17 protein-coding genes are annotated in these 18,901 nt (G+C 39.9%); all 17 read right to left on the bottom strand.

What is annotated here, in order from left to right; genetic code table 11:
- On the bottom strand, positions 1-525 hold the full coding sequence (locus LHV68_02470) for a UvrB/UvrC motif-containing protein (protein ID MCB4790730.1): 525 nt from the start codon (positions 523-525) through the stop codon (positions 1-3).
- A gap of 133 nt (positions 526-658) precedes the next feature.
- Positions 659-1,540, bottom strand: coding sequence for a branched-chain-amino-acid transaminase (gene ilvE / locus LHV68_02465; GenBank protein MCB4790729.1), 882 nt, complete (start codon positions 1,538-1,540; stop codon positions 659-661).
- A gap of 29 nt (positions 1,541-1,569) precedes the next feature.
- Positions 1,570-2,235: an ABC transporter ATP-binding protein gene (locus LHV68_02460; GenBank protein ID MCB4790728.1), complete on the bottom strand. Its 666-nt coding sequence runs from the start codon at positions 2,233-2,235 to the stop codon at positions 1,570-1,572.
- 156 nt (positions 2,236-2,391) lie between these two features.
- Positions 2,392-3,603 carry an ABC transporter permease gene (locus tag LHV68_02455; protein MCB4790727.1) on the bottom strand — a complete coding sequence of 404 codons (1,212 nt, stop codon included), beginning with the start codon at positions 3,601-3,603 and terminating at the stop codon, positions 2,392-2,394.
- A 173-nt stretch (positions 3,604-3,776) separates the two neighbouring features.
- Complete coding sequence (lysS, locus tag LHV68_02450) at positions 3,777-5,231, bottom strand: lysine--tRNA ligase (GenBank protein ID MCB4790726.1); 1,455 nt, start codon at positions 5,229-5,231, stop codon at positions 3,777-3,779.
- A gap of 4 nt (positions 5,232-5,235) precedes the next feature.
- Positions 5,236-5,637, bottom strand: a complete 402-nt coding sequence (locus LHV68_02445) for a response regulator (GenBank protein ID MCB4790725.1) — start codon at positions 5,635-5,637, stop codon at positions 5,236-5,238.
- A gap of 180 nt (positions 5,638-5,817) precedes the next feature.
- A protein-coding gene (gene prfB / locus LHV68_02440) for a peptide chain release factor 2 (GenBank protein ID MCB4790724.1) occupies positions 5,818-6,904 on the bottom strand; the annotation gives its coding sequence in 2 pieces (ribosomal slippage) (positions 5,818-6,852 and positions 6,854-6,904; 1,086 coding nt in all).
- Between the two features lie 37 nt (positions 6,905-6,941).
- The gene (gene lnt, locus LHV68_02435; GenBank protein MCB4790723.1) at positions 6,942-8,486 is read right to left on the bottom strand and encodes an apolipoprotein N-acyltransferase; all 1,545 of its coding nucleotides are present in this window, start codon (positions 8,484-8,486) and stop codon (positions 6,942-6,944) included.
- Between the two features lie 64 nt (positions 8,487-8,550).
- Positions 8,551-9,774, bottom strand: coding sequence for a GAF and ANTAR domain-containing protein (locus tag LHV68_02430; protein ID MCB4790722.1), 1,224 nt, complete (start codon positions 9,772-9,774; stop codon positions 8,551-8,553).
- Between the two features lie 58 nt (positions 9,775-9,832).
- Positions 9,833-12,475 carry a preprotein translocase subunit SecA gene (gene secA, locus LHV68_02425; GenBank protein MCB4790721.1) on the bottom strand — a complete coding sequence of 881 codons (2,643 nt, stop codon included), beginning with the start codon at positions 12,473-12,475 and terminating at the stop codon, positions 9,833-9,835.
- Positions 12,476-12,557: 82 nt separating this feature from the next.
- The gene (locus LHV68_02420) at positions 12,558-12,947 is read right to left on the bottom strand and encodes a hypothetical protein (GenBank protein MCB4790720.1); all 390 of its coding nucleotides are present in this window, start codon (positions 12,945-12,947) and stop codon (positions 12,558-12,560) included.
- A gap of 123 nt (positions 12,948-13,070) precedes the next feature.
- Positions 13,071-13,787 (bottom strand): hypothetical protein, encoded by a 717-nt coding sequence (locus tag LHV68_02415; protein MCB4790719.1) that lies wholly within the window; start codon positions 13,785-13,787, stop codon positions 13,071-13,073.
- Positions 13,788-13,843: 56 nt separating this feature from the next.
- Positions 13,844-14,113, bottom strand: a complete 270-nt coding sequence (locus LHV68_02410; protein MCB4790718.1) for an MGMT family protein — start codon at positions 14,111-14,113, stop codon at positions 13,844-13,846.
- 63 nt (positions 14,114-14,176) lie between these two features.
- Positions 14,177-14,905 carry a lytic transglycosylase domain-containing protein gene (locus tag LHV68_02405; GenBank protein ID MCB4790717.1) on the bottom strand — a complete coding sequence of 243 codons (729 nt, stop codon included), beginning with the start codon at positions 14,903-14,905 and terminating at the stop codon, positions 14,177-14,179.
- A 7-nt stretch (positions 14,906-14,912) separates the two neighbouring features.
- A complete protein-coding gene (locus LHV68_02400; GenBank protein MCB4790716.1) occupies positions 14,913-15,812 on the bottom strand; it encodes a sensor domain-containing diguanylate cyclase in 900 nt (299 codons plus the stop codon).
- Positions 15,813-15,862: 50 nt separating this feature from the next.
- On the bottom strand, positions 15,863-17,134 hold the full coding sequence (locus tag LHV68_02395) for an excinuclease ABC subunit UvrC (GenBank protein ID MCB4790715.1): 1,272 nt from the start codon (positions 17,132-17,134) through the stop codon (positions 15,863-15,865).
- Between the two features lie 11 nt (positions 17,135-17,145).
- Positions 17,146-18,690, bottom strand: coding sequence for a murein biosynthesis integral membrane protein MurJ (gene murJ / locus LHV68_02390; GenBank protein ID MCB4790714.1), 1,545 nt, complete (start codon positions 18,688-18,690; stop codon positions 17,146-17,148).
- Positions 18,691-18,901 lie beyond the last annotated feature (211 nt).

Genomic DNA, 18,901 nt, shown 5'->3' with positions numbered 1-18,901 from the left:
TTATTCAAAAGAATCTTCAGTCCCTTCCGGAGGGGCTCCACTTTTTTTTATTTTCTTTATCATATCTCTGAGTTCCGCAGCCTTTTCAAACTCCTCGTCTTTTATAGCCTTGCCAAGCTCTATACGCAGCCTGCTAACTTTGTCGCTAGAAACAGGGATTTTGATTTTTGCCTGCTTGCCTATATGTTTGATGCTCCCATGTATCCTTTTTAGGAGCGGTGAAAGCTGCATTTCAAAGGATGAATAACATTTTGAACAGCCCAGGCGGCCCATTTCTTTGAATTTAACATAACTTAAGCCGCAATTCGGGCAAACTATCGATTTTGCAACCTTATGCCCGGGTATTTCCCAATCACTGAGGTTAGCTAAAAGATCAACTATTGAAAAATGCGGTTTTTCAAGTGAAAATTCTATACCTTGCTTTTTTGCACATTCTTCGCAAAGGTTTAGGTTCATAGTTTTACCATTTACTATGCCGTCTAGATGTATGTTAGCTTCATTATTGCGGCAGATATTGCATAACATAACTAACCCCAAATGCAAAATGAAAATTGCAAAATACAAAATTGTTGTATCTCGCAAAGGCGGGATTAATTTAAATGGTCCGCTATAGCGGACACCTAAATTTTACTTTTTACACTTTGCATTTTGCATTTCCTTATATAGCTACACCCGTTGAGTTTGCCAATTCCCTGAACAACTCTATTAATTTCAGGGAATATATGCCGGGATTCCCATCCCCTATCAACCTTCCATCAAATTTAACTACAGGAATAACCTCCGCGCCCGTACCTGTTAGGAAGCATTCGTCAGCTGTATAGATTGTGTAAGGCGTAAAGAGCTCTTCACTGACCTTGAGTTTAACTTTTGGCGCAAGCTCTATAACAGCCCCTCTTGTAACACCCTCAAGCGCTCCGGCTGAAGCAGGAGGAGTAATAAGCTTGTCCTTTTTAATGATAAAAATATTGTCCCCGGTACACTCAGCTACATAGCCCTGGGCATTAAGCATTATAGCCTCCTGAACACCAAGCCGTGTAGCTTCTATTTTGGCAAGAATATTGTTTAAATAGTTAAGGGATTTTATGCAGGAGTTTATAGCCTGGGGTATGTTTTTTCTGGTTGAGACAGTGGCTATCTCAAGCCCTTTTGTATACAACTCTTTCGGGTATAGAGTAATCTTATCTGCTATAATTATAATCGCCGGACCGGAACATTTAGGACCGGAACATTTTTTCGGATCAAGGCCTAAATCGCCGGTTCCCCTGGTAATAATTAATCTTATATAGGCGTCCCTTAAGTTATTAGCTCTTAAAGTCTCAAGTACGGCTTCCTGCATTTCTTCTATTTTTATCGGTATCTCAAGCATTATAGCTTTTGCTGAATAGAAAAGCCTCTTTAAATGTTCTTCCAGCCTGAAAACCCTGCCGTTATAGGCACGGATGCCTTCAAAAACACCGTCACCGTATAAAAGGCCGTGATCAAAAACAGATATTTTTGCATCGTCTTTTTCTACCAATTTCCCATTCAGGTAAATCTTCATTTTTATCCTCCAAAAATCAGTCAAGTTTTTTAATTTTTTACTAAAACACCGTCGCTCATTTTAATAATCCTGTCTGCTTTGGCTGCAAGCTCAGGATTATGAGTTACAAGCACCAGCGTTATGCCTCTGTTTTTACATTCTTCAAATATAATTTTCTCTACTTTTTCACCCGTAGCCCTGTCAAGGTTACCCGTAGGTTCATCCGCAAGAAGGATACTCGGGCTGTTTATCAAAGCCCTTGCTAAAGCAACTCTCTGCTGTTCTCCTCCTGAAAGTTCCGACGGCAAATGTTCTGCCCGATCCGCTAATCCAAGCTTGTCAATTAAACCTGTTATTTCATCTTTCATCCTGACCTGATTTTCCCATACTGGTATAGTAATGTTTTCAAGGACGGTGAATTCGGGCAAAAGATAGTGTAGTTGAAACAAAAACCCTATTTTATTCTTACGTGCACAGGAGCGTTCTTTATCGGAGAGCATTGAATAATCCTGTCCGTCAAGCACTACTCTTCCAAGGCTCGGTCTGTCCATTAAACCCAATATGTGCAAGAGAGTGCTCTTTCCTGCACCAGACGGCCCTACGATAGCTACAGTCTGGCCTGAGTCAATATTTAAATCTATTCCCCGTAAAGCGCTGACTTCGACTCCATGTTCCAAAGAAAATGTTTTATGAAGGTTCTCAGTAATTATATTCACTAAATTAACCGCCTAGGGTGGATAATTTAAATGAAAAATGAAAATTGCAAATTGCAAAATTAAGGTATTCACCTTTGGCGAATAATTCAAATAAGTCCGCAACTGCGGACACCTTAATTTTACATTTTTCATTTTGCATTTTTCATTTCCTATGTTCTAACCGTATCTTATCGTCTCTATCGGGTCAAGTTTTGTTGCCTGATAAGCCGGATAGATCACAGCTATCATAGTTATAAGTAACGCTGCTATCAAAATGCTTAGCACATCGTTCGGCAGTATCCTTACAGGCAATGTGTCTAAGTAATATACGTCCGCAGGCAAATGGATAAACTGGTATTTTTTTAATACCAGGCTTATGCCTACCCCTAAAAATAAACCCGAAAATATTCCGGTCAACCCTATAATAAGGCCTTCATAAAAGAATATTTTGCCTATCCTGTACCGTTCAAGACCGATCGCAGACAGAATGCCTATTTCTTTTGCTTTCTCAACGGTTAAAAGGAGCAGGTTTGAGATAATGTTAAATGAAGCTACAAGTATTATAAGCGTCAGGATTATGAACATCATTATCTTTTCAAGTTTTAATGCAGAAAAAAGGTTCCTGTTCATCCTTTCCCAGGAACGCACGCCATACGGGTAAGATAAACTATCTTGAAAGTATTTTTCCAGCTTAGATGCCTCATTGGGGTCTTTTATCGAGGCACCTATTCCGGTTACGGACCCATTTATATCAAACAATTCCTGGCTTGTTGAAAGGAGAATATAGGCAAGGTTATCATCGTATTCATACATCCCGGAATGGAATATCCCAGCTACTTTGAATTTTCTCATTTTAGGGACAACTGCAAACTGACCCGGAGACATAAGTATCACGTCATTACCGGTTCTTAATCTCAACTTATCAGCTAATTCCTTGCCGAGGATTATTTCATCACTTGCCAGGTCATTTAAAGGTTTCTCATCTTCAATTAAAAGGCCTTTTATATCAACAACTTTGTTTTCCATCTGCCAGTCTATGCCTTTTATTACTGCTCCGTAAGTATTGTCGTTGTTCCTCAAGATTATCTGGCCGTAGACAAACGGAGCGGTTGAATTTACTTCCTTGTTTTTTGACAGGCTTTCTTCGATTTCCTTATAATCATTGAAGCGATAGGAATTTTCTTTAACAACTACCAGATGAGGCTGAAGCCTCAATATCCTTTCTCTTATATCCTTATGAAAACCGCTCATAACCGCCAAAGTTATTATAAGAGATGCAACCCCTAGTGTAATTCCGCCTATCCCTATGACAGTTGTAAGCAGGGTAAATACACCTTTTCGGCGGGCTTTTAAATATCTTAAAGCGATAAATAATTCTAAAGGTGCCATAGTGTTTAATCCTTAAAGTTAGGCCAAAGATAACCTAAATGCAAAATGGAAATTGTAAAATGTAAAATTGCGGTATCCCGCTTTGCGGGATCAATTTTAATACGTCCGCCATGGCGGACACCTTAATTTTGCATTTTTCATTTTGCATTTTGAATTTCTTAACTTTATTTAGGCTATGGCCTTAGTGTAGGGAAGAGTATTACTTCACGAATAGAGTCGGTATTTGTAAGTGTCATTACCAGCCTGTCTATACCGATCCCTAAGCCTCCTGTTGGAGGCAGCCCATGTTCAAGAGCAATAACAAAATCTTCATCGTAAGGCTGGGCTTCGTCGTCACCCTTAGCCCGGGCTTCCATCTGCAGTTGGAAACGCCGTTTCTGTTCAACAGGGTCATTGAGCTCCGAAAAAGCATTGGCTATTTCTTTTCCGTTCATAAAAAGTTCAAAACGCTCGGTTATACCCGGCTCATCATATCGGGATTTTGCGAGCGGAGAGTATAGAGTCGGATAATCCGTAACAAAAGTAGGACCATCTAATTTGGGCAGGACCAGTTTATCAAAAACTTCATCCAGGACTTTTTTGCCCGGCATATCCGAAGGTATATCAAGCCCGAGTTTTCTTGCGGTATCAGTCATTTCTTTGGTTTCAAGAAGCGGAATAAAATCTATCCCGGTATTTTCTTTCAAGGCATCGAACATCTTGACTCTTTTAAAAGGAATGCCCATTTCAATGCCCAAGACCTTTGCGGCAGCAGAAATCAGATCTTCAGTGAGCTTCATCATATCTTCATAATTTGCATAGGCCTGGTATATTTCAAGCATAGTAAACTCAGGGTTATGAGAGCGGTCAATGCCTTCGTTCCTGAAATTCCTTCCTATTTCATATACTTTTTCAAGCCCGCCTACCACGAGCCTCTTCAAGTAAAGTTCAGGAGCTATGCGAAGGAACAGGTCAATATTCAAAGCATTGTGGTGCGTTATGAACGGCTTGGCAGCTGCACCTCCGGCTATTGTCTGCATGACCGGGGTTTCGACTTCTAAGAAACCGCGCGTATTTAATTCCTGCCTGATAGCAGTGATTAGCTGGCTTCGCTTGATAAAAACCGCTTTTACTTCCTGATTTGAGATGAGGTCAAGGTACCTCTGCCTGTACCTTGTCTCAACATCCTTTAGTCCGTGCCATTTTTCCGGTAAAGGCCTCAAAGCCTTTGATAACAAAACCCAGCTTTCGACTTTAATACTTAATTCTCCCGTCCTGGTCCTGAAAGGGAAACCTTTTAATCCAACGAAATCTGAAATATCCACCAGGTTTTTAAACGTATTGAATGACTCTTCTCCTATATCGTCTTTCCTTATGTAGAATTGCATCTTGCCGGAAAAATCTACGATATCTGAAAAACAGGCTTTTCCCATTTCCCTTCTTGAGATTATCCTTCCGCAAATATTAACGCTTTCAGAAGACATTTCACCTGTATTAATTGCCTGATAGCGGCTTAAGATATCTGCTATCTGAGTGCAATTATTATATCTCGAAGGGTATGGATTGATTCCTGAGCTCTTTAATTTTTCAAGCTTCTGGCGCCTTAACTCTATAATCTGATCTAACGGTGTTCCTGCAGCGTTATCCATATTTTTATGCCTTTCCGGGAACTATATCGTCAATTAAGTTATTTATTTTATTTTTCAATACTTCCGGATCAAATGGTTTATCTATAAAAGCCAGGACATTTGACGACATCTCGAACAGGTCTCGCATCTGCCCTTTTGCCGACAAAACCACTATCGGTATATTCCGGGTCTTTTCATTATCAAGCATTCTTGTAACAACTGTATAACCGTCTATATCGGGCATCATCACATCAAGTATGATAAGATCAGGTTTTATAACAGTCTGAGACGAGGGCAATATACCAAGTTTTTCCAATACGTCTTTTCCGCTAAAGGCACTATGCAATTCATAATTTTCGTTTTTTAACACAAAATTAAGAAGCTCAACAACATCTTTTTCATCATCTACAATCATTATTTTGAACATAACACCCCCTAAATTTAAAAATGCAATTTAGATTGAAATTATACCCAATTTTTCATTAATTGTCAATTAGAACAGTCTTTTGCAGAATAATTCAAGTAGTACAGGTTGTTAATGTCAAATTAGCTTATAAAAGACATCTATCAACCTTTTAATAAAATTATTTGAAATTTAAGGTGTTTTTTACTTGTTTTTTAATTTCCAGTCAAGGTAAGATGTAATGAAAGGGTCTATACCGCCGTCCAAAACGATTTCTGCTTGAGCTATCTCTTTATTCGTGCGGTGATCTTTTACCAGCTGATAAGGCATAAATACATAGGAGCGGATTTGATGCCCCCAGGCGATCGCACCTTTTTCGTCGTAATGTTTTTCCGTAGCTTTTCTTAATTTTTCCTGTTCTAATTCGTATAGTTTCGCTTTAAGCAGCTTCAGGCATTTTTCCTTGTTTTTGTGCTGGGACCTCTCGTTCTGGCATTGCACTACTATATTTGTAGGCAAATGAGTTATCCGTACCGCAGAATCTGTCTTATTTACATGCTGGCCGCCATGCCCTGACGCCCTGTAAGTATCTATTCTAATGTCCTTTTCTTCTATTTTAATCTCTATATCATCTTCTATTTCGGGAAGAACATCAACTGAAGCAAACGAGGTATGGCGCCTTTTATTTGCATCAAAAGGTGATATACGCACAAGCCTGTGCACACCTATCTCCGCCTGCAGAAACCCGTAAGCATACTCTCCTTTTATAATAAGGGTCACGCTTTTTATGCCGGCTTCCTCACCTGAAAGTATATCGATGATTTCGAATGAAAAGTTTTTTGCCTCAGCCCAGCGCAGATACATCCTAAGAAGCATCTCAGCCCAATCACAGGACTCCGTGCCCCCTGCTCCTGCATGTATCGCCAAAATAGCGTTGTTAGTATCGTATTCTCCGGACAACTTTGTCTCTATCTCAAGTATTTTGACCGTATTTTCAAGTTTTTTTATATTTTCTTCTATTTCTGTTTTGATCTGCTCATCTTGTTCTCCTGCATTTAATTGGTCCAATGCATTTATATCATTAAATTCTTGATTTATTTTTTCCCATTGGCTGGTTATTGCCTTAACGGTTTTTAGATGTTTTAACAGCTGGCGGGCATCTTTGGAATTGTTCCACAGGTCAGGCGCAGAAGCCTTTTTTTCAAGTTCCTGTATTTCTTTTTTCTTTTTTTCTATATCAAAGAACCCCCCTTAAATGCTCTACCTGCGCTTTTAGATTGTCAATTGACATTTTTACCCCTTTAGTATAGAAAATCCTATACTTGATTTCAGTTAGTCCCGGAAGGGGCTAATTTGTTTTTAAATAACTTTAATTTCCTATTTATGAAAGTAGAAAAAAGCATTATTAATGTTATTAATATACAGAGTTTAGAAAATAAATCGCCCCAACGAGTATAAAACGTTATTTTTTTATTTGGTTCTATCCGGCTGATAAAATAAGTTGTAGTTAATATAGGGACGATTTTACTTATTATACCGTTTGGTTCAACTATTCCTGAGACCCCCGTGTTGCCGCAAACAACTATAGTCCGCCTGTTTTCCACAGCCCGGAAGACATTCATCAGAAAGTGCTGCATAGGCGCAGAAGTTTTAAAATACCAGGCATCATTGGTTTGATTTGTAAGCACTTCGGCGCCATTTAACACTGTTTTCCTTACGATATCTCCGAAAAAATTCTCCGAACATATCGTTACTCCCCAGATCACTGATTTTACGGAAAATGTATTTAATTCATCCCCGCGGGTAAAATCACCTAGCGTATTCAATATGCTGAAATAAGGTTCTAAAAGCTTTCTAAACGGTATGAACTCGCCGAACGGGACCAGGTGGTTTTTTTTATGCCAGCCCAATATTTCTCCTTCTGAATTGAACAAAATCACGGAGTTATAATAATTCAAGCCGCCGTTATAGTAAGGAGAACCTACAAAGTGATACGTCTGGGTATGCTTGGCTATTTCATTTACCCATGAATACAACAAGGCATTTGAAGGCAGGTATCCGGGTACGGCGGTCTCAGGCCAAATTACCAGGTCGGGCTTGTGTTCCGAGGCTCTTGCGATAAGCGAATTATAAGTATCTATGATCTGTTTTTCATAGGCCGGGTCCCATTTTTTGTATTGATCGATATTTGCCTGTATGACCGCCACGCTTATATAGGGAGGCGATGAGTAACGGTTTATGATCAATTTTGAATAACCAAAAACAAGGGCAGCCAAAAAAACACATATTAATATATAAAAAGAAACCCATTTTCTTGTCTTAATAAACTGATATATGCCTACATTCACCCAAATAAGCAAAAAAGAAACTCCGTACACTCCGGTGTATTCGGCGACCTGTATGATAGGCAAAAACTTCCACTGTGAGTACCCTAACAAAGCCCACGGGAATCCTGTAAGAAGGTATGTCCTTAAATATTCCAAAGAAACCCATAAAGCCGCAGCAAATAATGAAAAACGGAAGACCGACCGGTTGGTACGTGCAGCTCTAAGAAGAGATGCCCATACCCCCACATAAAGCGCCATATAGCCGCTTAAAAGGAATAAGCAAAGGCTTGCCTGGACGGAAGAATTTGTATTGAATTTTATTAAGGGATAAATCCAGTAAATAATGGAGGCATTTGCGACAATCCCGGAAAATAAACCATAAAAAAAAGAACCGGCTATGCTCTTATTTGAAATCACCATCAACAATGGTATTAGTGCGATCCAGGCAAACAAATAAAGGTTTGGCTTAGGGAAGGATAAAAATATCAGAATTCCACTTATTAACGAAAGCGGTATATTCTGATATTTCTTTAATATATCTATCATAATTAATTTAATTTATGGCCGCCACAGCGGGAACCTTGATTTTTAATTTTTCATTTTGAATTTTTTATGGTTTCTTGATCCCATCGCTTAAAAGGACGGCTTCAGCTATTTCCCGCATGCTACGGCGCATATTCATTGCCTGTTTTTGCAAGAACCTGAAGGCTTCTTCTTCTGCCAGGCCTCTTTCCCTCATAAGGATACCTTTGGCCCTTTCAACGATTTTTCTTGTCTCAAGCGACTCGCGCGTTACTTTTGATTCTTCAAAAAGCCTGGTGTTTTCTATGGCTATCGCCGACTGGATCGCTATGGTCTGCAGGACGTTTATTTCTTCTTCGCTGAAATTGTGTTTTTCGGTCGTATAACAGTTTATGACCCCTACAGGTTTGTCCTTTACCAGCATCGGGACTGCTATCATAGAGCATAAACCTTCTCTTCTGGCTATCTCGGGATAATTATAGTTAGGTTCAGTTGTAACGTCCAGGACAGTCACCGGCTGTTTTAGTTCCAGGGCTTTGCCTGAAACCGACTGTCCGACTTTTATAGGAGGTTTTTTCGTGTAGTCTTCGGAGAGGCTTTGCGTGGCTTCGATCTTAAGCTCATGCGTCTTTTCATTATAAAGCATAAGCGAACAGATCTTTGAATTCATTGTCTGGGCAGTCATCGTCACTATCAACTGGAGTATCTCGTATAAATATGTGTTTGAAACTATACTGCGGGATAAACGTGCGATCGTTTCAAGCTGTTTGGTTTTTTTATTTGAAACCTGCAGGAGTTTTGTTTTTTCGATCGCGCCGGCTATCTGGCTTGAAATGCTTACAAGAAGATTTGACTGTTTATTAAAATCGCGCCGGCTTTTATTCTGCAGGTTTATTACCCCTATTGTTTTTGAATTCAAAATAATAGGAGCGGATAATATAGCAGCGAACCTATCTTCCGGTAAATTAGTGAATATTTTAAATCTTGGGTCTTTGAACGCATTTTTTTGTAGGGAAACGGGTTTTTTATGTTCTGCAACCCATCCGGTAATACCTTCGCCCTTCTCTAGAATCAATTTTCCCAAATGAAACGGGTGAGGAGGCCAGGCGCCTGAAAGCACCAATTTAGAATCTTCCAAGAGATAAATAAAACAGCTGTCGCATTTCAAAGTGCTCGCAAGGACTTTTGCTATCTGCTGCATCAATTCATTTAAATTGGTAGATTGCCCTATTATCTCGATTATCTTATAAAGGAGCGCAATCTCGATTTTTAAATCCTTAACGCTTGTTGTTTTTGCCTTTTTTGTTTTCATTATTTTATTCTCTTTTTAAATTGTGGTTACTACGAACTATGAACTAATAACTGATTTTCTACTTGCCGCAGCATTTTTTGTATTTCTTCCCGCTTCCGCAAGGGCACGGGTCGTTCCTTCCGAGTTTAGCCGGCATTGTTACTTCTTTTGAAACACCGCCGGCCCCAACGAGTGTTTTTTGTGCAGCAATATTCATTACATTCCCGTTCTGCGGGTTTCCTGCTATCCGGTTTACAGGGATAGGAGCACGCCTGAGCGGCTCATGAACAAGTTGAAAACGGAAAATGTATTCTATAGTAGCTTCTCTTATCCTGTTCATCATCTGCTCAAACATAGCGAAGGATTCTTTCTTATATTCCACGAGCGGATCTTTTTGCCCGTAGGCTCTTAAACCAATACCTTTTTTTATCTGGTCAAGGTCGTATAGATGCTCTTTCCAGGCAGTATCTATCATCTGAAGGAGTATCATTCTTTGGACCTGATGTAATATGGGCACGGTCAATTCTTTTTCCCTGTTACTGTAGGCCTCATTAACTTTTCCTTCGACTAATTCCTTAAATTCTTCCGGCTTCATATAATTTAACTCGTCTTTAGGAATATCCAGCTTGACCTGAAAGGTCCTTGTAAGCCAGGCACTCAGGCTTGCCATATCCCATTGCTCGGGATATAGTTTCTCGGGTGCCCAGATGAACAGTTTGTTATCTACCGATTCCATGAGCATGTCTTGAACTGTCTGAGATATATCTTCTCCTTCAAGTATCTCGTTCCTGAGCCTGTAAACAGCTTCTCTCTGTTTATTCATAACGTTGTCATAATCTAGGAGCTGTTTTCTTATATCAAAGTTCATACCTTCGACTTTTCGCTGTGCGTTCTCGATGGCTTTGCTTATCCAAGGGTGCTGAATCTCTTCGCCTTCCTGCATTCCAAGTTTCTGCATGAGCCCGGAAATCCGCTCGGAACCGAACAGCCGCATCAACTCATCTTCCAGAGAAAGGTAAAAACGCGATGAGCCGGGGTCACCCTGCCTTCCTGAACGGCCTCGCAGCTGGTTATCTATTCTTCTTGCTTCATGCCTTTCTGTACCAAGGATATGCAGGCCCCCTGCACTTATAACGAACTTCGCTTCTTCAGGGTCTTGAGGATTCCCCCCCAAGACTATGTCGGTGCCGCGGCCTGCCATATTAGTTGCAATCGTCACAGCGGCCTTTTTCCCGGCCTGGGCTATGATCTGGGCTTCCATTTCATGGTATTTGGCGTTTAAAACCTGATGCGGCACGCCTTTACGCCTCAGCATTACAGATACTTTCTCGGATTGATCGATAGAGCGTGTACCGACAAGGACAGGCTGGCCTTTTCTCCATAATCCCTCGATGGCTGTAACTATAGCTTCATATTTTTCTTTTGTCGTTCTGTAAATAACATCAGGGTGGTCTTCCCTTATCATAGGTTTATTAGTAGGTATATCAATGCAGTCTAATTTGTAAATTTCCCAGAATTCACTCGCTTCAGTTATGGCTGTACCCGTCATTCCTGCCAGTTTTTTGTACATCCTGAAATAATTTTGGAAAGTTATGGTGGCAAGGGTCTGGTTCTCTTCTGCTATTTTCAGATTTTCCTTTGCTTCAACAGCCTGGTGAAGCCCTTCAGACCACCTTCTTCCGGGCATGAGCCTTCCCGTAAACTCATCTACGATTATGACCTCGCCGTCTTTAACCACGTATTCGACATCACGGATCATGAGGTTATGGGCTTTTAGCGCTTGAGTGATATGGTGTACCCATTCCGACTGTAAATCATCATAAATATTTTTGACTCCCAGCAGTTTTTCTGCTTTTGCCGCTCCCTGCTCGGTTAAGACTATAGAATGGTTCTTTTCATCAACTATATAATCATATCCCACTGTCAGGTCAACACCTTCATATTTTGCTTTTATCTCTTCGGATTCAACTATTTTTCTCCCTTTTAAATGAGGAACTACTCGGTTACAAATATAGTATTTATCCGTAGATTCTTCCGCAGGGCCCGATATTATAAGAGGAGTCCTTGCTTCATCTATCAATATCGAGTCTACTTCGTCGACTATCGCAAAGTTAAGGTTCCTTAAGACCCTGTCCTCCTTTGAGATGACCATATTATCGCGAAGGTAATCAAAACCTATCTCATTGTTCGTAACATAAGTTACATCACACCTGTAATTGGCCTGGCGGTCTATGTTTTCCATGTCATGCTGGACAAAACCGACAGTCAACCCCATAAACTCATATATAGGCCCCATCCAGTTCCTGTCGCGTTTTGCAAGGTAATCATTCACGGTCACGACATGGACACCAAGCCCGGATATCGCATTTAAATAAACGGGTAAAGTCGCTACCAGAGTTTTTCCTTCACCTGTTTTCATCTCAGTTATTTTCCCTTGATGCAGAATGATCCCGCCTATCAGCTGAGAATCAAAATGGCGCAGGCCTATAGTCCTTTTAGAAGCTTCGCGAACGCAGGCAAAAGCTTCTGTTAAGATATCATCAAGGGTTTCGCCGTTTGAAAGCCTTTTGCGAAACTCATCGGTTTTAGCTTTTATTTGCTCGTCGCTTAACGCAGTTAGCTCTGGCTCAAGAGCATTTATAGCATCTATCCTAGGTTTCATTTTTTTAAGCATTCTTTCGTTCTGCGAACCGAAAATGGAATTTAAAATCATTTTTAACATATTTTTATTTTTTTCCTTTATATCTTGATTATTGATTGCAAATTGGTTTGGTTAATTTGCTGAGGGACAAAAAAGTGGAGCATCACTTATGATGAGCTGATTCTAACCTGCTTATACGCTTTTCGTGTTCTTCAATTTTTATATCCATTTCATTTATTCTATGCGTATTAACAACAGATTTGCGCCCTACATCTATAACATCGCGTGCAATATTATCTACCGCTGAAAGTATTTTTTGGACATCATCTTTAGTTGCCATTGTCTCCTTTATAATTTTAATATCCTCAGTATTGGATATAATCGCAGCAGCCTGATTTTGCAATGCTAATTCTACCTTGTCAAATCTTCCATCTATCTTTTGGAATCTTTCATCTACCTTGTCAAATCTTACATCTACTTTGTCCAACCTTCCTTTAAACTCATTTTTTGTTACATGATCATTATTTTTAGGATTCTTATCTTGCTTAGGCATACTTTTCTCCTTATAGAGCATTTTGGCATAGCGAAATGCCCTAAACTCTTTTAGGTTGTTTATTAATATTTCTTGTTGAAAATTATACTTCTTTAATAAGTTTTTGTCAAAGTTAGGAAACATCTAGGCTTTAATGAATTTCTGACTCCAGCTTACGGAAGAATATTTGTTATTTACAAGGTCATTTGCGAGTTTATTTTCTTTATCTGAAACTGAAGAATGCATTAGTTGCATTTTAAATACATTTTTCAACTCTTTTCTTAATGAAGAACTTAATTTATTTAAGTCATATTTACCTGGTAAATGTAAAGAACCCTGCTGCAATAGGATTTTTCCTGACCTTCTTTGACATGAACCTACAATCTTTTCTCCGTTTAAATGCAGGTCATAGTTGAACATTGTATCGACACAAACTGAATTTTTACTTGATACAAAACCATATTTAATGAACTCTGCGTTTATTCCGATATATATTAAAGCAGACCTTATAGTCGAATGCACGGCTTTATAGCTTTTTTCCTGTTCGTAAACATACGGCCAGTCAGAGGAGTTGGTAATCAATGAATAAGAAACATCGTTTTTATGAAGGACCGCTAAACCGCCGGTGAGCCTTCTTATGACCGGTAGTTTATCTATTTTACACCTGTAAAGGTCGGCATCATATATTTCATTGTATTTCTGGAAATATCCTATAGTTAAACAAGGCTTTGCCCAAGTATAAATCCTGAATACGGAGAATGGAGGTTTTGATTCTTTGCATATACTAAATAATGCCTCATCAAGGGCTATATTATAATAACCGTTTTGTTTTTTGCTTATGATGAACCTGCACTGTTTCACGATGTTCCCTTAATTTAATATTGATATTTTTCGAGATTCAAAATTCGGATTTGACTTTATATCGCTTTTTCTTCTTTGAGCATTTTTCTTTTATTCTGTATCCCGCCTGGACCGGAATACCCTACCAGACCACCTTTAGAACCTATTACTCTGTGGCATGGTATAATAGGGGCAAAAGGATTTTTTTTAAGTGCAAGCCCTACTGCACGGAAAGCTTTCGGCCTGCCGATTTTTACTGCAAGTTCTTTGTAAGACAGGGTTTTCCCTTTCGGAATTTTACTGCATGCCAGCCAAACCGCCCGATAAAATTTGGGATATAACTTCATTTTGTCTAATATTCGTTGCGGAATTTTCATTTAAGTCATTTACTACGAAGCCACATAGTTGGTTCACCGTTTTCTTTTTATGTTGTATATATTCATCTTGCCGGATTCATCAGTATAAGTATATATTTTGTTTGAATACCTGTAGTCCTGATAATTTTTGTAAACTTTCTTTATATAACCTCTTGTCTCGTCATACGGAGGCACATCATGGTATTTAAGGACAGCTTTCGGCCCTGCATTATAGGCGGCTAAAGCTTTTTCAAGGTCCCAATCAAATAATTCAAGCATATACCTTAAATATTTTGTACCACCGTAGATATTTGCCTTTGGTTCATAGGAGTCTTTCACTCCCAAACCTTTTGCAGTATCAGGCATAAGCTGCATTAATCCGCACGCTCCTTTGCACGACAAATTCCTTACATTAAAATTGGATTCTGCTTTTACTACAGCCTTTATAAGCGCCGGGTCCAGGTTATGTTTCCTGGCAGCATAACTTATTATCTCGTCATATTTTGTGTCTTCCTTACAGACATTTAGTTTACCCATTTCGGCTTTTAAATTATACGCGGTTTTGTTCTCATGCTCATTTCTGGAATAGATAATTGTTTTACTTATTTCATCCTTTGTAAATTTTATCATGCACTTATTTACATATAGCCAGTAGTTCCCGTCCGGCGACCTGTTAAAATCACCTTCAAATACTTTCCCGTTTTTCAGCACTAACTTACCCATGTCAGCAAAAGAATCCGATAAATTGATTATTAAAATCATGATTATTAGTAAATATCTCATTCTTTATCTACCCAACAGTGACACTGTTTTTGCCTTTACTTTTACTTTCATACATAAGTTTATCGGCCCTTTTCATCAGAGTTTCATTGGTATCTTCTTTTCCTGCAATGCTCGCACCTGCAGATATAGTTACGGTTATTATTTCAGATGAAATGACTAACAACGATTTTTCGATAAGCAGCCTTAATTTATTGGCGATTGCGGATAATTGACCCTCGTTAACATTTATGATAACTGCAACGAACTCATCCCCGCCCCATCTTCCCAAAATATCAAAAGTCCTGAGGTTCTTGCTCAATGTTTGTGACACCATTGCCAAGACCTTATCTCCTATATCATGGCCATACTTGTCATTTATGACCTTAAAATCATCTATATCTACGAACAAAACACCAAAAGGGATATTATACCTTATAAGCTCGGCAAACCTGGTGTGGAGGTTCATTTCGACGAAACGCCTGTTCCCTGAATGGGTCAACGGATCAAAAAGTATGAGTTTTTTTAGTTCATCTATCTCTTCAATGGAATCGACCTTACCGGAACGGTCTTTAAATATTTCAGCAGCTCCTGTTATTGCACCCTTCTCATCTCTGATCGGAAGCACTATTACGGAAACCGGTACCCTATAACCGGTTTTGTGAAGCAAATAAAGTTCTCTTTCATATTTTACGCCCGTATCTATTGTTTCAAAAAGCGGGCATGTTGAGCCGCACTGGTTAATACCGTTTTCATCTATATGCACTAGGATATTATCACAGCAAGGCTGGCTTAATACTTCAGTGCTCTTGTAACCGGTTATCAGCTGGGCTCCTTTGTTCCAGAATATTATCTTCCTGTCTTTATCGACCAGGTACACTCCGGTATCGATATTGTCAAGAAGCTCGTAAACAAATTCTTTTTTCATCATTACCCCTTTCGTGACCTATGGTTCCCTATCATTACAGGGTACCTGCACTTTTATATTTTTTCCCTTAACAGCTTATGATAACTGACAGCGAAGCGGTGAGCTTCATCCCTGATTTCCTGTAAAAGCAATAAAGGCTTTGAAGACCTGTCAAGTTTAACAGGCTCATCCCTGTTCGGCAAAAATAGCTCTTCTTCTTTTTTTGCAAGGGCTATCACAGGTATCTTTAGATTCAATTTTTCCAGGCTTTTTATCGCGCTTGAAAGCTGCCCTTTCCCTCCGTCGATCAGTATCAGGTCAGGAAACCCCCTGTTTTCGGCTTTTAGCCTGTGATACCTTCGATAAACCACTTCTTTTATCATTCCCGTATCATTGGCTCCTGTGACGGATTTTATTTTGAATTTCCTGTAGTTTTGTTTATCAGGTTTAGCGTTATGGAACCTCACCAGGGAACCCACTGAATTTGTGCCTGAAATATTTGAAATATCGAAAGCTTCTATAGTTATCGGCCATTTCTTGAGCCCTAAAACATCTTTAAGTTCTTTAAGGACATCCGTTACTTTTAGAGATAAGCTCATATCCTGAGGTTTTATCTCCCTTATAGTTACTTTTTCGTTTATCAGCTTTATCGCTTTTATCCTGTCCCTTATTTCCGAAGCTTGTTCATAATCCAAGCTCTTGCTTGCAAGTTTCATCTCTTTTTCCCATTTGCTTAGAAGCATTCCATATCTGCCTTTTAGGAAGGTTTTTATCTCGTTAATCTTTTTCCGGTAATCTTTAAACGTGATCTTTCCTACGCACGGGCCCGGGCACTTGTTTGATTGAAGATAAATACATGATTTAACCTTGTTCATATCCGGCAATGACCCGGCGCTGATATCCAGTTTGCAAGGCCTGCATTTAAAGAACCTGTAAAACCACGAGATAAGTTTCTTTATCTCCATCACATGAGGATAGGGCCCGAAATATTCATTCCCGTCATCTGTCTTATTCCTTGTCAGGACCAGCCTGGGGAAATCTTCTTTTGTCGTAAGTTTCAGGTACGGGTAGGATTTATCGTCCTTCCACATCGTGTTGAAATACGGCTGATATTGCTTGATGAGATAGTTTTCTATGATAAGCGCTTCGCTTTCACTGGATGCAAGTATAAAATCTATATGCCTCAGGAAAGTCATCATTATGCTTATTTTTGTGGTGTTGTCCTTTTTAAAGTAGGAAGCTACCCGCTTCTTGAGGTTTGAAGCTTTGCCGACGTATATTATCTTTGCTCCGGCATCTCTCATTAGATATACGCCTGGAGCACCCGGTATATCTTTTAATTTCATGAAAACCTCATTTATATCTTAATTATTTTTCTCAATAGCTTATAAAAATGCTTTGATTCCTCTATACCAAGGATCCACGCCAGGATAAAGTAAGCCGCGATACCCGACAATAAAGAGACGAACATCCCTATATACATATGGTTCATAAAAGCCACAAAAGCCAGGTAGTAACATACAACAGCCATAATAAGCCCCGCTATCCCGGCCTTCACGGAAGTTAAAAAGAGCTGGCTTATATCTATTACCTTTATCTTTTTCTGCAGATAGTACGCCAGAATAATAACATTGAACCAGGAAGAAATAGAAGCTGCCAGGGCAAGGCCCCCTACACCCATGGGGTGCATGAGCCATACAGACAGGATTATGTTGATGACCATTGCCACGGCCGCTATCTTAACCGGGGTTTTTGTATTTTGAAACGAATAGAAACCGTTTGCGAGCACTTTTGAGCCTGCATATGCCGGAAGGCCCAGGGAATAATAAAAAAGCCCGGAATAGGTAAGCATAGAACCCTCAAGGTTAAAATTCCCCCTTTCGAACAGGACCCTTGTTATGGGAAGGCCTATCACCATCAAACCTACGGCTGAAGGTATTAGTATAAAAAGTATGAATTTCAGCGAGTAGTTCAATGCGTTCTTCATAGACTCCAGGTCGTTGGTCGCTATGGACTTAGCCATCGCCGGAAGGGATACACTCGCAAGGGCAAGCCCGAAAATGGCTAGAGGCATCTGCACGAGCCGGTTTGAATAATAAAGAGCTGTAATTGAACCTTGCACAAGAAATGACGCACAAATCGTATTTACAAAAGTATTTATCTGATCAACGGATATACCTATCATTGCAGGGAGCATCAGGGCTGAAACCTTTTTCAAGCCCGGATGGTTGAAATCAAGCTTGAACCTGATCTTCCAGCCTAAAGTTTTTATCCTGGGCCATTGGACTAAAAAATGCATGAGCCCGGCAACCGTAACGCTGTACGAAAGCCCTATTATTTTATCATCAGGAGATAACAACGGTGCAATGCCGATTATAAATGCGATCTCAGCTATACTCAGCATAGCAGGCGCAACAGCCGGCAGAAAGAATGATTCAAGGGTGTTCAATATCCCGAGTGCCAGGGCTGCAAGGCAGACAAACAAAAGATAAGGGAACATTATCCTTGTAAGCTGTATGGTGAGGTCCAGTTTTGCCGGGTCTGATTTAAAACCCCAGGCTATTAACTTCACTATTTCGGGTGAGAAGAGCATACCCAGCAGTGTAAGCACGGTCAGAACAAAAGTAAGGACAGTAAAAGTTGCGTTTAAAAACTCCTGGGTCTCTTCTTTTGACTTGGTGTGGTAATATTCGCTGAAAACCGGTATAAAGGAAGCTGAGAAGGAACCTTCGCCGAGAACCCGCCGTAAGAGGTTGGGTATCCTGAAAGCCGCATAGAATGCGTCTGCGGCAAAACCAGCGCCAAACGCATGAGCTACCAGCATATCCCGGGCGTAGCCTAATACCCGCGATACAGCCGTACCGACAGCGACCTTGCTTGCCTGGTGAGTTAACTTTTCCATAAATTTATAAACCCTAAACTCTAAACCTTAAACAAATCCAAAATTCAAATAACTAAAAGTAAAACTCCGCCAGAGTCTGACGGCTTCTTTACTACGTCAACAACCTGCAAGTCGCCTTTGGCGACTGCCAAGCCATCCCTAAGCAGAAGCTTGGGGGTTTAACTTGGCGTACTAAAAACAACTGGATATTTTTTTGTCCCGCAAAGCGGGA

This window comes from Candidatus Liberimonas magnetica (genome assembly GCA_020523885.1).
Classification (GTDB): Bacteria; Elusimicrobiota; Endomicrobiia; order Endomicrobiales; family JAFGIL01; genus Liberimonas; species Liberimonas magnetica.
This window is presented reverse-complemented; position numbering and strand designations above follow the sequence as displayed.